The sequence below is a fragment of the Paenibacillus sp. J31P316 genome (assembly GCF_056269105.1).
On record NZ_JBWDNI010000008.1, the window covers coordinates 182158 to 195885 of the forward strand.

Sequence of the window (13728 nt, forward strand, 5' to 3'; positions counted from 1 at the left end):
CGCCTCTCTATTAGCCTGCTTGCGTCTTACTTTTTACCTACTATGATGTCTTGCAATCTACCTATCTATCTACCTACCTAGCTGCCGTTCTGCCGTTCTGCCGTTCTGCCTGCCATTCTATATCCCTTCCAGGAAACAGGTTATTTCTTATCGGAGAATCGGGCTATCAGCTCGTCATAGTAACCGGTCAGCTCCGCGGACGGGCGGATGCCGAGCTCCCGGCCAAGCAGGCGAACGTAGCCGTTATAGAGGGCGATCAGCCCTTTGCGATCTTCCGTCGTCCCGCGAATCGCCATGAGCAGCCGAATGACCGACTCGTCCAGCGGATTGCGTTCATTCAGCTTCGCCAGCAGCTTCGACGCGGACGACGCATCGTTCATGGCCATCAGCGCCTCTGCGACCCGGATGACGAACGCCCCGTACAATTCGGCGTAGCGTTCCGTTTCATGGATGGCCCAGACGTACGCTTTGTCCCCGAACAAGTCGCCCGTGTACAACCGCTCGGCTTGCAGCGCCTCTTCCAGATTGCCTGCGTTGATGGATTGGAGCGCCCGCGCTTTCGCTTCGAACTCCGCGTAGTCGATGAACGCATGCGGCAGCTCGAGCACGTAGCCGTCGTTCTCCGAGCGGACGTTTTCCCTCAGCCCAAGCGGTTCCAGCGATTTGCGCAGCTGATAGACGGTCGTGTTCAAATAGTTTTCCGCATTCTCCTGGTGCATGCCGCCGAAGATGTCCGCCACCAGCCGGGACCGGGGAATCCGCTTGCCTCGGTAGAGCAGCAAGTACGCGAACAGCTCGGCGCATTTGCGCGATATCCACTTCACCCGCTGCGATTCGCTGCCGATCGACACGTCCCCAAGCGTCGTAACGACGAGCCTCGGCGTTGCCGAGGAGACGGGCGCTCGCGAGCTTTCGGCGGATCCGTGGGCCGTGCGGGTCGCCAATGCCCGATTGACCGTCCGCTCGAGCCGTTCCTGCGACACCGGCTTGACCAAATAATCGGTAACCGACAGCTCGTACGCATCCAGCGCGAATTCCTTATGGGAGGTGACGAAGACGATCTGCACCGGCGATCGGGCTTGCTCCATCTTCGCGGCGAACGCCATGCCCGTCTCGTCCGGCATCGAAATATCGACGAAGGCGAGCCCGATGTCGTCGTTCTCGTTCAGGAAAGCCGCTGCCTGCTTCGTATTCGCAAAAGCGCCAGCCACCTCGACGCCCGGCAGCTTGTCCAGCATTTTGCCCATGATCAGATGCATCATCGGCTCGTCGTCAACCAGTATGACTTTCATCGTAATCCTCCTCTTCGCCAGAATGATGCCCCGCCTTCGCCCGCGGGAGCGTAAACGTAAACGTCGTGCCGGCGCCCGGCGCGCTCTCGAATCGCAGCACGCCGCCGTGGATGCGGACGAATTCACGGGCCAGCGCCAAGCCGAACCGCGTATCCCCGGAATCGCCGCCGGCTAAGGACGCCCTCGAGAAAGGCTCTTCGAGGCGGAGCATATCCGACGTTTTGCCGTCGATGCCCGCTCCGTTGTCGCGCACGAATACCGCGATCCGGTCGCCTTCCGCCTCGGCGCCGATCTCGATCTGACCGCCGAAGCCGGTGAACTTGATCGCGTTCGACAGCAGGTTGCGGAGAATGAGATCCAGCATCTCTTTGTCCGCGTCGACCGCGAGCCTCGGATCGATCCATTCCGTTATTCGGATCGTCTTCATGCCGGCCTTGGGGCTTGCGAGCGACATCGCCTGCTGCACGACCTGCCTCACGTTCCAGCCGGAAGGGCGAAACACCACCGCGCCCTTCTGACTGCGATACCAATCCAGTAAATTATCGACGAGATGGTAGGTGCTTTGCACTTGGCCCCGGAGCTCGACGAATACGTCGGCATGCTCGATATCGGCGGCGGTCAGCTCGTCTCCGAGCAAGTCCGTCAAGCTGACGAGCAGCGCGATCGGATCGCGGATGTCGTGGGCGACGACGGTGAACAGCTTGTCCTTGAACGCGTTCAGCTCGGACAATTGCCTGGCGTTCTCGCGCAGACGCGCCTCGTTCTCGATCAGCTCCGTGATGTCGTTGAACATGATCATTTTGCCGACCGGCATCGTCCCCGCATCGTAAATGATCGACAAGCCGCAGCTGTAATGCTTGCTCCGTCCGTCCAGCTGCCTCTGGAACGGGAAACGTTCATCCTCGGCGCGATCGGATAGAATGAGCTGCAATAGACGCGGATGTTCGGTCAGAATACCGCCGGCCAGCGCGGGATACTTCGGCACGAACCCGAGTTCGGGAAAAATGAGCGCGGCCGCGCCGTTGTAGCTGACGATCCGTCCATCGCCATCCAGCAATAAGACGCCGTCGCGGATCGTTTCGAACACCTTCGCAAGCGCGAGCGGCGTTAACCGCAGCAAGTTAAACCGCAGAATTCCCCACGCGTAGGCGATTCCCGAGACTGCGAAGCCGAACGGCGTGAAATCGATTTTGACGCCGAACCAGAACAGCAGATTGAACGCCATCGGCGCGAACGCGCCCAATAGGAGAATCAAAATTTGCTTGCGAATGGCGGGGAGCGCCCGGATATACATCGTGACGAACAGGCCGATGCCCCACAGCAGGATGACATAACTATAGAGGGCGTGCAGGTTGTAGCCGATGCCCTTGACCGTCGTGTACAGCGGGACGGATGCATCGGCATTCAACGAATAACTGACGTATACCAAGTGATGCCAGTCATTGGTCAAGTGGAGGACGAACAGCAGGGTAGGAAAAAGGAACAACAGGGCCGCAAGCTTGCGGCGGGACCGTTCGGCCGTCCCCGTGAATTGAATCGCCTGATAGAGCCACAACGTCGTCACGAACGGAATGCCTATGTATTGGATTTGAAGCGCCAGCTTCACTTGGTCCAAGCTTCGGGCGAGCACTTCCATGCCGTAGCCCAGCGCGTAGAAAGCGCCGGCCAGCATCATCAGCACCATCGTCCCGGCTACGGGCAAATGCCGCTTCCGGTAAGACAAGAGCGCCACGAACGCCATCAGCGCCGTCGCGATAAACAATAGCGTCGACATCCCTATTCGAGTGTCCAGAACGGGCACCTGCTTTCTTTTTCGACAAATAACGATTTACTTGCATCATACCATCTTGTCCGTGGACGCGGGCAACATATTAATTCGACTTCATAGAGAAGCGCAGCCGCAACCATTCCAAATCAATAAAAAGACAATCGCCTTCTTCCTTTTCCAAAATCAGAAGAGGAGGACGATTGCCGTTTTAACGATCATGTTGGACGTTCAAGAAATCCAGATGCCGATATCCCCATGTGCACATCTCGCCCAATACGGTCTTTAACGTCATCCCGTGCTCGGACAATTCGTACTCGACCTTGGGCGGGATCTCCTGATACGCCCGGCGCACAATCAGCCCATCCCGCTCCAGCTCGCGCAGCTGATTGGTCAGCATCCCTTGCGTGACATGGGGAAGCTGGCGCCTGAGCTCCCCGAACCGTTTGGTTCCTTCTTGCAGCAAAATGAACAAGATGAGCGGCTTCCACTTTCCGCCGATCGCTTGCAGCATCGTCAATACGCCCTGCGTCGAACCGGGCTCGCGAATTTCCGCTGGCATCTTCCACACTCCCGAACGCGAGATTTGCTTTCCTAGCCGTTACTTTATCAGAGTATCCGGAAAATAAACAGTACGACGTTTTAGCGTACCTAGTACGTTTTTCCGTACGATAAGCCCTCGTCATCCGGTTTGTCATCCGGCGTCTATCGTACGGTTTGGAAGACTAAGTACGGAGAAACTGCGTACTTTGCAAACGCCCGACCGTGACCAATAATGGGGATGTAACTCGCGAGGTTAACTTCGAACAGGAAAGGAACACCCACCTATGCGAATCTTGGTCATTGCGGCGCATCCCCGGCCGGATCTATCCCGGGCCAACCGGTTGCTCGCCCTTGAATTAACGAAACATGCTGGCATCGATTGCCGCAATTTGTACGAGGAGTACCCCGATTGGAACATCGACGCGGATGAAGAACGCCGATTGCTCCTTCGCTACGACCGCATCGTGCTGCAGTTCCCGCTCTACTGGTACAGCTGCCCGCCCTTATTGAAGAAATGGTTCGACGACGTCTTGACGTTCGGATGGGCGTACGGCCCCGGAGGCGACAAATTGCTGGGCAAGGAATTCATGCTCGCCACGACCGCCGGCGGCACGGAGAACGCCTACCGCCCGGGAGGCGGCAACCGGTTCACGGTCAGCGAATTATTGCGGCCGATCGAGCAGACCCTCGTCAGATGCAACGGCACCTATCTGCCCGGATTCGTTACCTATAATGCGAATGCAGGCTCGGAAGCGTACCTTGCAAGAGAAGCGCGGCGGTTTGCGGAGCATATCCAGCTTCGCATGGAGGCGCTCGTTCACTAAGCGATAAGAATCCGTCAGGCGCTCCTCTTCGCTGCCGCCGATTGCATACTTTTACCATTTGTTGGTGAGAGTAAAGAAAACGGCGCGCGAGGAGGAAGATATGATGAAGCTAAGTCCGTCGTTAGAAGAAACGGAACGCTATTTCAACCAGCTGTTCGCGGAACAAAGCGACTTCCAATCGAAACCGCTGTTAATCGGGGAATCCGAGTTTCGTTTGTTTTATTTCGATACGTTGATCGATTCCGGCATCGTGCAAGAGTTTATCCTGAAACCTCTGCTTCTCAGGCCGGAGGATCACATTCATGACGTCGTTTCGATTCTCGATTATGCCGAAACCGATGAATTCGAGGACGCGCTTCAAGCGCTCATGTACGGCAAAACCGTTCTGCAGCGGGGAGGCGAGGGCAAGCTTTATTTGCTCGGCACGGATCTCAAGAAGGAACGCTCCATCAATATTCCGACCAACGAGCGGGTTCTTCGCGGCTCGAACGAAGCGTTCATCGAGAATTTGGATACGAATCTCAATCTCATGCGCAAGCTGATCAACTCGAAAGAATTCATCGTCAAAACCTATTCGCTGGGGCGGCTCTCGCAGACGAAAATCGCGGTCATGTATATCAAGACCCTGGCAAAACCCGCGATTATCGAAGAGCTGGACAGACGGCTTCAAAGCATCGACATCGACTATATCGAAATGCCGGGTTTTATCGATGAGCTGATCCGGGAAAAGAAGTACAGCTTGTTTCCCCAGCTGCTCGTTACGGAACGGCCCGACCGCGCGCGGGCGTACCTCATGGAAGGCAAGGTCGTCGTCGCAGCCTCGGGTTCGCCGGACGCGCTCATTCTTCCCGCATCGTTCTGGTCGTTCTTCCAAAGCCCGGACGATTATCAAATCGGCTGGTTAATGGGCTCCATCTTTCGCCTTTTGCGCATTTGCTGCTTCTTCATCTCCATCGGCTTACCCGGCCTGTACGTGTCGGTCAGCGCCTATAATCCCCAATTGCTGCCCATCAATTTCGTCAGTACGCTGCAGAGCTCGCTGAAGTACGTCACGCTTCCGCCGGCCATCGAAGCGCTGGCCATGATGCTCCTTCTCGAAATCTTGAGAGAGGCGACGGTTCGGCTCGCCAGCCCCGTCGGACAAACCATCGGCGTCGTAGGCGGCATCGTGATCGGGACCGTTGTCGTGCAGTCCAATTTGGTCTCCAATACGATGGTCATCATCGCGGCTTTAACGGGCTTGGCCTCCTTCATCGTGCCGTCATACGAGATGAGCAACGCGATGCGGCTGTTAAGCTACCCGGCACTCCTGCTGGCCGCGATGTTCGGTTTGTTCGGCCTCGTATTTTTCTTCATGATGATCTGCGTGCATCTGTGTCATCTGGATATGATGGGGCATCCGTACTATAGACCGCCGTTCAGCTTGAGCGACGCGAAGGATACGCTGATTCGCGCGCCGATCTGGAACTTGCGCAAGCGGCCTGCGGCAACGGCGCCGGACAATCGGACCAGGCTGCGCGACCCGAGGGGCTGGAAACGATGAACAAAGAAACGGTCATTACCGGAAGACAGCTGTTCACGCTCGTGTTCATGTCCCAAATCGGGCTCGAGGTCATGTCGCTGCCCCATGCGGAAGCAGGCATCGCCGGCCATGATACTTGGCTGGCCGTGCTGCTTGCGGGAGTGGCGGCGCAGGTCGGCATTCTGTTGATTTGGTGGCTGGGCAGCCGGTATCCGGCGCGAAATTTGTTTGCCTATACCGCCCAAATCCTCGGCAGGCCGCTCGGAACTTGCGTCAATGCGCTGTACGGCTGCTACTATGCCCTTTCCGGATATTTGCTGACCATGCTTTACGCCGATATCCTAAAGCGCTGGCTGTTCGTGTTCACGCCGCGGTGGCTGCTTATTCTGTTGCTGCTGATCCTGTGCGGCTACGCGGCGGTATCGTCGCTGCAGAAGCTGGCTTATATTGCGCAGTCGCTCCTGTTTCTTCCCTTGATCGGCTTCCTGCTCATCCTGTTTTGCGGCGTATACGGGATCGACGCGAGAAATTTGCTGCCGCTCATGCCGGGCGGCTGGAATCCCGTGATGAAAGGCATCTTTACCGCGTTTACCGCCTATGTCGGCTACGATGTTCTTCTTTACGCGTACCCGTACGTGCAATCCGAGAACAAGAAGCGGCTGCTGCTCGTCATGACGCTGGCAAACGCGTGCACGATCGCGGTTTACGTGACGGTCTGCCTAATCAGTTCCACGATGTTCAGCCTGAAACAGCTTGCGCTGATACCCGAACCGATCGTGTTTATTTTGAAGAACTACCGGATCGAAGTCTTGCAAAGCATAGACATCTTATTCCTGGTCTTCTACCTAAGCATCGTGGCGAGCACGGTTTACGTCTATTTCTTCTTGGCGGCGAAAGCGTTCCTGCATCTTCGCGCGCAAGGCTTGGGCAAGCAAGGGTTATGGGTCTGGACGATCGCGGGCGCGTGCTTCATCGGCGCCTTCTTCTTGCAGAGAACCGCCGCGATCTTAAAACTCGGCAGCATTCAGGATCGGCTGTCCCTCGTCATGGTCGTGGCCTTGCCGCTTATCCTCCTCGTTATTTCAGGACTGCGGGGCATCGGGAGGAGCAAAGCATGAAGAGAGGGATAGCGGCGCTGATGGCATGCCTGCTGCTGACGGGCTGTTGGGATCAGACCCAGCTGAAGAAGCAGCTGTTCGTCGACGTCGTCGGCGTCGATTATGCCGGCGACAGCAAAAAACTCAAAATGAGCTACTTGATCTCCGTGCTCCGGGAAGCCAATATGGGCGGAGGCAAGCCATCGGGCTTATACGTGGAATCGATCGGCGACAGCTTCTATGACGCCGTAACCCGATCGAACCAGGCCATGCCCGGCGTGTTGACCGTGCAAGAAACCAGATTGTATATGATGACGACCCGCTTCGCCAAGGATGATCCGCTAAGTACGCTGAACGCGGTCGGCCAACTGGTAACCAATCCGTTATACGCCTATTTGGCCGTGTATGACGGGGACCTGTCGAAGCTGATGGCGAAGAAGAAAATCAAAGATGCGACCGTATCGGAGTTTCTGGTCGGCTTAATCGATGACCAACTGAAGCGCGGCAGAATTCCGTCGAACAAGCTGCTTCGCTATATTTTGGGCGGCGAGAGGTTCCTTAACGACTTCGCGCTGAACCTGTTCGAGCCCAGCGGGGACGAAGCCCGCCTTGCGGGGACGGCGCTGTTTCGCGACGGGAGATACACGGGGTTCAATCTGGATAACGAGCAGACGCTGCTGGCTTGCATCATTGACGGAGCCAAGAGCCGAAACCAGCCGCTCGGCGGTCAATTGGATGGCAAGAACTATACGATACAGGTTCAAGGCGAAAAGCGCGACTTCCATATGCTGCGGAGCAAGGAGAACGGACTTCGCGAAATCGACATCTCGCTCCAGCTGGACGTCAAATTAGTCGGGGACGGTCGCAACGACAAGAGCCATACGTCCGCGGAGCTCGCGGAGCTGGAGAAGGCAATCGCAGCCGACATCGCTTCGAAAGCATCGGTCTTGTTTGCCAAGCTCCAAAAGGCGAATTGCGATTATTTTCAACTTAGCCACGAGTTGGCCGCCTATCATCCGAAGCTGTATCAAGGAATGAACTGGCGGGAAGAGTATCCGAAGCTGGCCATCAAACCGATCGTGAAGGTGCGGATTCTGAACACCGGCGTACTGAGCTGACGTAAACGAGCCTGCGGCTGATCATGCCGCAGGCTCGCTGTGTGTTGAATTGAATGTTAACGATGCTGCGCCCATGGCCATGCTGCCCTATCGGCAATGACGGTCAAGCCGGCATGGTCTTGCAGGAAGCTGGACGGAACGTTCTCGTCGACCGTACCTTGCAAAGTCGCCTTCAAGACATCGCGCTTGTTCGGGCCGGATGCGAGCAGCAGGATTCGCTTCGCTCCTAGCAGCACGTCCATTCCGGCGGTGATGCTCTCGCTAGGGACGCGGTCCAGGCCGCCCCAATACACGGCGTTGCTGATCAAGCTCTTCTCCGTCAGCGAGACTGCGCGCGTCGGGGAATCCGCATGGGAAGGCGGTTCGTTGAATCCGAGATGTCCATTGGGCCCGAGCCCGAGAATGGCGGCGTCGAAGCCGCCGGCCTCCTTCACTTGACGATCGTATTCGCTTGACGTTAGCGCCGGATCATCCGTATTCTCGTCCAGCAGGACGAGCTGGTCTTCCCTCAGCTTCCATGGCTCGACGACGGAGCGCCGCAGCCAGCCTTCGAGCGACCGCGGATCGTCGCTCGGAATTCCGAGATAACCGTCTAATTGAAAGGCCCGTATGGCCGAGAAATCGACTTCCCCTTCGGATTGCATGGTTGCCAGCTTCTCGTACATGCCCATCGGTGTATTTCCCATCGCCAGCACCATGGACGCATCGGGTTTGCCGCCGACGATGTCCGCAAGCCATCTGGCCGCCTCGCGGCTTAACGCATCGTAGTCTTCGACGACGATCAGGTTGATGTTTGCCATATCCGTTTCCTCCTTATTTCAGCAGCCGCTCGGGTAAGTAAGCTCGATGGGCATGAGCCATTTCGTCGTAAAGCTTCTCCGCTCGATCGATCGAGTAGACTAACGGATGGCTGGCAAGCGCGCGGATGCCATCGATGCGAGAGCCGTTCCACCCAGCTTCCGCCGTCAGCGATTGATATTCGCCGAGCATCTTGACGAGGCCGGCCGTTTGCTTGGGCATATAACCTTGGGAAATCGGGGCGATGCCGTTCTTGTCGACGAAGCAAGGCACCTCGACGACCCGGTCCGCCGGAAAGTCCGCGATCGCGCCGTTATTCGGCATGTTGCATGTCCATACTTCCTTGCGGTCGTTGAAGACGGCGTCCATGACGTCGAAGGCAAGCTCCAGCTCGTGAATGCCGCCGCGCGAACGACCCGGATCCAATGCCGGCGTCACGCGCTCCGCCTGCTCGGCATAGTGCTTCCAGTAGTCAGGTACCTTGGCCAGAATGTCCTGAGATCGGGTCGTCCCCTTCGATTGCAACTGCTCCAGCACTTCTTCCTTGTAATAATAGTATTGGAAGTAATCCGCCGGGATCGCGTTCATCGTCACGGCCAGCTTCAGCATGCGAAGCTGATGACGGCCGACGGACGGATCGTCCTTCAGCCGCCCGTAAGCCTCCGCCAGGATCGGCATCAGATCCTTTCCTTTGTACAAATGCCGGTTGGACCAGCAGTTGTGGTTCAATCCGATCATGGTTACATCCAGGAAAGCCGGGTCGAGGCCCGCCGTTTCCGCGATCCATTGCGGGAAGATGATCGGCCCTTCGCACAAGGACACCGTCTTGAGCGGACTATGGCGCGTAATCGCCTCGGATACGATATTGACAGGGTTTGTATAGTTGAAGAGCCATGCGTTCGGGCTGATGGCTTCCATGTCCTCCACGATGCCTTTCAAGGCATGCAGCGAGCGCAGCGCCATGAAGAAGCCGCCGGCCCCCTGCGTTTCTTGGCCGATAAAGCCGTGCTTCAGCGGAATGCTCTCGTCCAAATATCTCGCCTCGAAGCCTCCCGGGCGGAAGCTGGTCAACACGGCGTCGCTGTCCTGCAGGGCTGCCGCGCGGTCCAGCGTTGCGGTGATTCTGATATCGGCGCCTTCCGCGTCGGCCATTCGCTGCGCGAGCTTGCGGACGACTTCCAATCTCTCTTCGTTCAAGTCGACGAGCACGACCTCGGAGCCTTTGAAGTTGTCGCCTTGATGGATGAAGCTGGCCATCGTGCCTGCGGCCCGGGTGCTTCCTCCTCCGATGTAGACCAATTTTATCGCTGCCACTTTGGCTGCCTCCCTTATCCCTTCAAAATCGTAAGATCGAAACGGTCAAAAGCGCATGAAGCCTTTCTCCCGAACGGACGCAACAAGCGGCTGTCCGTCCAGCGGGTAGGCTTGTCCATGAAGTCGGTCCAAAGCCAGGAGAACCGCGCCGACGACCGGCTCGTAAGCCGCATGCACGATGCGGATCGCCGGATCATGCCGCCTCAGCTCGCCCTCGACCGTGTCCCTCAGAATCGGCGTACGCGCCTTGAACAAGCTCCCCGACAGGACGATTTCCGCACTGCGGTCCGCGATCGCGAATCGCCGAATGCCGGCATGGACGTATCTCGCGCTGCGAACGCCGAATGCGCGGATAAGCGCGATCGCGGCTTCGTCCCCATCCCCGGCAGCCTCGAAAGCAAGCGGGACGAGATGCTTGCGCGAGCCAAGCTTGCCTTGAATCCAGCTTTCCATCAACTCGGCCGTATCGTTCAATCCGTAATGCGCGAGAATCAACGGCTTCAAGCGGGTTGCCGGACCTAGACCGACATCCGAATCCAGCGCCGCCCGCAGCGCCGAACCGCCGAGCGCTTCGCCGCCGGAATCCTCATCGTGGATGTGATACCCATAGATGAACGGATCGGCGCCAGGCCGAATGATCGCCGCGTTGGTTCCGGTTCCGATGCAGAGAACCGCTCCGAACGGGGATGAAGTCCCGCCGCGGTAGGCGATGATGCAGTCATTCTCGATCGTGACGTCTCCGATTCCCGTCGCGGCGATCATGGCTTCTCTCAACCGTTCGTATTCGTACGGGAAATCGGCTCCCGTCATTCCCGCGTGAATGCAGCTCACTTCTTCGATCGTCGCGTTCGCTTCGCTCAGCGCACCGCGTATCGCTTCCGCGACTCGCTCCATGCTATGCGCCATTCCGTTGACGCTGTGACAGCTCCCGCCTGAGCGGCCGGCACCCCAGATGCGGCCGTCGCGGTCTGCTACCGCGGCGATCGTCTTCGTGCCGCCTTGATCCAATCCGATCATGTACTTCAAGTCCGCACCTGCTAACTTGTTTTGGCTTGTTTCACGACTTGCTTGTTTCACACCTTAATGGTACACCTGCACGTCGGCTTCATCTTTGCCGATCCGACTGCCGACTAATGCAATCTTACTGCATTCTCCGTGCTCTCCTCACTTGGCTCGGCGTTCGGCCGACATGGGCGCCGAACACGCGGTTGAAGTTGGACAAGTTGGGGAATCCGCATTCCGCGGCGATTTCGATGATTTTGAGGTCCGTCGATTCCAACAGCCGTATCGCCTGTCCCAGCCGGATTTCGATGCAATAATTCGAAGGCGAAGTGCCGACCACCTGTTTGAACACGGCACTGAATCTCGACGGGCTGAGATGGACGATATCCGCCAGCTCCTGCAGGGTCCAGACGCGGACGGGATTGCCGTGTATCGCTTCCAGCACGATGCGCGCAAGCGCCTGTTTGCTGCGCAAATCGCCGTAGGATTGAACCGGGGAGATAGAGAAATAACGGTTGACGTAGGCCAAGAACCGCGCAAGCTGTGCCCGAACGGCTGCGCGATAGGAGGTTTCCCGCGCTTCGTATTCGGCCTGCATGTCGAGCAGGATCTCGCGCAGCTCTCCGATACGCGCCTGCCGGCGATCGAGCACATTAGCGAACCGAATGCCCATCTCCGCGAACGGCGCGAGAATATCCGGCTCGAAGCGCTGATCCGCCGCGAACATCGCGGCATCGAACACCGTGACCTGCAGCACGAGATTCCGCGTCTCGAACGCCCGGTGCAAATCGCTCGGACCGAGCATGATAATGTCCCCTTCACCTATGGCATGCATCCGGCCGTTGATGAGATAGGAACCCTCGCCCTGCTTCACGTAGTTGATCTCCAGACTATCGTGCCAATGCAGCCGGTTATAGTCGGGGACGACGCCTTGATTATCGTTGATCCGTATCGGAAACGATTTGGATAAGCCGAGCCAGTCGCGTTCGATCGTGCCCACTGCCGCACCTCCATTGCTGCGTTTTATTGTTTATTATTACCTCCGCATAAAAAAAACGAAAGCGCCTCGCCGCGATGGGATTGCGCAAAGGTCTTCCCCCTGCTTTCCTATCGTCCGCGAGGACGCTCTTAATAAAAAGTTACTCGTTTAACGCTGTTTCTCCATGATGAGCAAAGCATCGGCATTAAAGGGCTGCATCTCGAAGATCGTATGCGCTTCTTCTTCCGCATGGGCCGCCGTGAAGGAAGCCGGCATGACATTGCGATGCTCGAATTCGACCCAATGGCAGGCATATTCGCTCCAATCGCCAGTCAATTTCACGCTCGTCGTGTAAGGGACGTACACGGCGACGCATGCCCGATCGGGCGTCGCCGCGACGCGAATATCTTCATAGGGCGTCAATAACAGCTCCTGCGCGGATACTGCCGCATGCAGCCCATGCCGTTCCGCGATGGATTTGGCAAACGACACGTCCCAAGCCCCTTTGAGCGAGAGCGCCTTGCGCCAATCAAGCGGCGTCTTCGACCAAATCTCGTTATTGAACTCGGCTCCCCGGGCATGCCACGACCAGATGCCGTGGGCGCCGTACGTAAACCCCGCGCTCGCGCCGGAGAGCACGCTGAGCCAGAATGCCTTGCGGACCGCAAACGCATCGAACCGGCCGTATTGCATGCCGTGTCCGGCTCCTTCGTAACAAGGCTCCGAATTCAGAATCGGCCGTTTCACCGGCTCCCCCGCGTATCGGGCGGCCAATTCGAACGGAAGCCGGCCGTCCTGCAGCAAATGACCGGATTGATAGACGTAGAAGTCCAATTCTTTCATATGGACGAAGCTGTCCGGCCACTGCTCGGACGTACGGGTATGCAGCGTCGCCAGCGCGTTCGGCGTGACTTCCTTGAGCGCCAAGGCCGCCTCCCGGTAGTAGTCGTTCGCCGCATCCGAGAAGTCCGTATCCCCGCTGATCATATAAATCGGATCGTACTTGGCGAAGCGCCCGGCGACATACCGAACGTAAGGCGCCACGGCTTCGAGCGGCATGACGACGGACGGATCAGGGTTATGCAGCCAGGTCCCCGGCACGTAGCTGCACCAGAGCAACGTCAAATTCGGAATAAAACCCATCTCGCAGGACAGGCGAACGATCAGCTCCGCTTTGTCGAAGTAGACTTCGTTGATCCCGTTGAAATCCCACCTTCCGTCCGCACCGACATGGAACGGCATGAGCGGATCGCTCAGCTCGCTGTTGTCATGGAGCACGGGCAATACGCTGAACTGAAGTACGTTGAACTGCTGCCATTTGCGATATTCCAAGTAGTCTTGCCATTCTTCGACGGACGCATTGGCAAACACGTTCCAGACCGTATCCGCCAAGTAAAAGAACGGTTTGCCGTCCCGCGTCAGGTAATGCTTCTCTACTGCCGTTGCCATGCCGGTCACCTCTCTATCGTCAGCC

12 protein-coding genes are annotated in these 13728 nt (G+C 57.5%); 4 read left to right on the top strand and 8 right to left on the bottom strand.

All coding sequences use genetic code 11. The features are described 5' to 3' along the window. Positions 1 to 140 precede the first annotated feature (140 nt). The 3 genes from AC0YNU_RS22070 to AC0YNU_RS22080 form a co-directional block, all read right to left on the bottom strand. Positions 141 to 1292 (bottom strand): response regulator, encoded by a 1152-nt coding sequence (locus AC0YNU_RS22070; RefSeq protein ID WP_475760652.1) that lies wholly within the window; start codon positions 1290 to 1292, stop codon positions 141 to 143. Then, positions 1273 to 3054, bottom strand: coding sequence for a sensor histidine kinase (locus AC0YNU_RS22075; RefSeq protein ID WP_475760654.1), 1782 nt, complete (start codon positions 3052 to 3054; stop codon positions 1273 to 1275). Before AC0YNU_RS22075 ends, AC0YNU_RS22070 begins: the two co-directional genes overlap by 20 nt. 214 nt (positions 3055 to 3268) lie before the next feature. Then, complete coding sequence (locus AC0YNU_RS22080; protein ID WP_475760656.1) at positions 3269 to 3619, bottom strand: winged helix-turn-helix transcriptional regulator; 351 nt, start codon at positions 3617 to 3619, stop codon at positions 3269 to 3271. 265 nt (positions 3620 to 3884) lie between these two features. On the opposite strand from AC0YNU_RS22080, the gene AC0YNU_RS22085 reads away from it, so the two are divergent. The 4 genes from AC0YNU_RS22085 (at position 3885) to AC0YNU_RS22100 (ending at position 8161) form a co-directional block, all read left to right on the top strand. Then, a complete protein-coding gene (locus AC0YNU_RS22085) occupies positions 3885 to 4424 on the top strand; it encodes an NAD(P)H-dependent oxidoreductase (RefSeq protein WP_475760658.1) in 540 nt (179 codons plus the stop codon). 100 nt (positions 4425 to 4524) lie between these two features. Beyond that, complete coding sequence (locus AC0YNU_RS22090; RefSeq protein WP_475760660.1) at positions 4525 to 5967, top strand: spore germination protein; 1443 nt, start codon at positions 4525 to 4527, stop codon at positions 5965 to 5967. Further along, on the top strand, positions 5964 to 7064 hold the full coding sequence (locus tag AC0YNU_RS22095) for a GerAB/ArcD/ProY family transporter (RefSeq protein ID WP_475760662.1): 1101 nt from the start codon (positions 5964 to 5966) through the stop codon (positions 7062 to 7064). Before AC0YNU_RS22090 ends, AC0YNU_RS22095 begins: the two co-directional genes overlap by 4 nt. After that, the gene (locus tag AC0YNU_RS22100) at positions 7061 to 8161 is read left to right on the top strand and encodes a Ger(x)C family spore germination protein (RefSeq protein ID WP_475760664.1); all 1101 of its coding nucleotides are present in this window, start codon (positions 7061 to 7063) and stop codon (positions 8159 to 8161) included. Before AC0YNU_RS22095 ends, AC0YNU_RS22100 begins: the two co-directional genes overlap by 4 nt. 56 nt (positions 8162 to 8217) lie before the next feature. Here AC0YNU_RS22100 and AC0YNU_RS22105 read toward each other — a convergent pair whose 3' ends face one another. The 5 genes from AC0YNU_RS22105 to AC0YNU_RS22125 all read right to left on the bottom strand — a co-directional run bounded on the left by AC0YNU_RS22105 (position 8218) and on the right by AC0YNU_RS22125 (position 13703). Next, a complete protein-coding gene (locus AC0YNU_RS22105; protein WP_475760666.1) occupies positions 8218 to 8961 on the bottom strand; it encodes a 6-phosphogluconolactonase in 744 nt (247 codons plus the stop codon). A 13-nt stretch (positions 8962 to 8974) separates the two neighbouring features. Further along, the gene (locus AC0YNU_RS22110; protein WP_475760668.1) at positions 8975 to 10273 is read right to left on the bottom strand and encodes a family 4 glycosyl hydrolase; all 1299 of its coding nucleotides are present in this window, start codon (positions 10271 to 10273) and stop codon (positions 8975 to 8977) included. A gap of 45 nt (positions 10274 to 10318) precedes the next feature. Next, entirely contained in the window at positions 10319 to 11290 is a 972-nt protein-coding gene (locus tag AC0YNU_RS22115; protein WP_475760726.1) for an N-acetylglucosamine kinase, read from the bottom strand. Positions 11291 to 11414: 124 nt separating this feature from the next. Next, a complete protein-coding gene (locus tag AC0YNU_RS22120; protein ID WP_475760670.1) occupies positions 11415 to 12275 on the bottom strand; it encodes an AraC family transcriptional regulator in 861 nt (286 codons plus the stop codon). 147 nt (positions 12276 to 12422) lie between these two features. Then, positions 12423 to 13703 carry a glycoside hydrolase family 140 protein gene (locus AC0YNU_RS22125; RefSeq protein WP_475760672.1) on the bottom strand — a complete coding sequence of 427 codons (1281 nt, stop codon included), beginning with the start codon at positions 13701 to 13703 and terminating at the stop codon, positions 12423 to 12425. Between the last annotated feature and the right edge of the window lie 25 nt (positions 13704 to 13728).

Bases quoted from the DNA above. Each gene is read 5' to 3' on its own strand.
- AC0YNU_RS22070 (WP_475760652.1), bottom strand. From the start codon at position 1,292: ATGAAAGTCATACTGGTTGACGACGAGCCGATGATGCATCTGATCATG.
- AC0YNU_RS22080 (WP_475760656.1), bottom strand. From the start codon at position 3,619: ATGCCAGCGGAAATTCGCGAGCCCGGTTCGACGCAGGGCGTATTGACG.
- AC0YNU_RS22085 (WP_475760658.1), top strand. From the start codon at position 3,885: ATGCGAATCTTGGTCATTGCGGCGCATCCCCGGCCGGATCTATCCCGG.
- AC0YNU_RS22090 (WP_475760660.1), top strand. From the start codon at position 4,525: ATGATGAAGCTAAGTCCGTCGTTAGAAGAAACGGAACGCTATTTCAAC.
- AC0YNU_RS22095 (WP_475760662.1), top strand. From the start codon at position 5,964: ATGAACAAAGAAACGGTCATTACCGGAAGACAGCTGTTCACGCTCGTG.
- AC0YNU_RS22100 (WP_475760664.1), top strand. From the start codon at position 7,061: ATGAAGAGAGGGATAGCGGCGCTGATGGCATGCCTGCTGCTGACGGGC.
- AC0YNU_RS22105 (WP_475760666.1), bottom strand. From the start codon at position 8,961: ATGGCAAACATCAACCTGATCGTCGTCGAAGACTACGATGCGTTAAGC.
- AC0YNU_RS22115 (WP_475760726.1), bottom strand. From the start codon at position 11,290: ATGATCGGATTGGATCAAGGCGGCACGAAGACGATCGCCGCGGTAGCA.
- AC0YNU_RS22125 (WP_475760672.1), bottom strand. From the start codon at position 13,703: ATGGCAACGGCAGTAGAGAAGCATTACCTGACGCGGGACGGCAAACCG.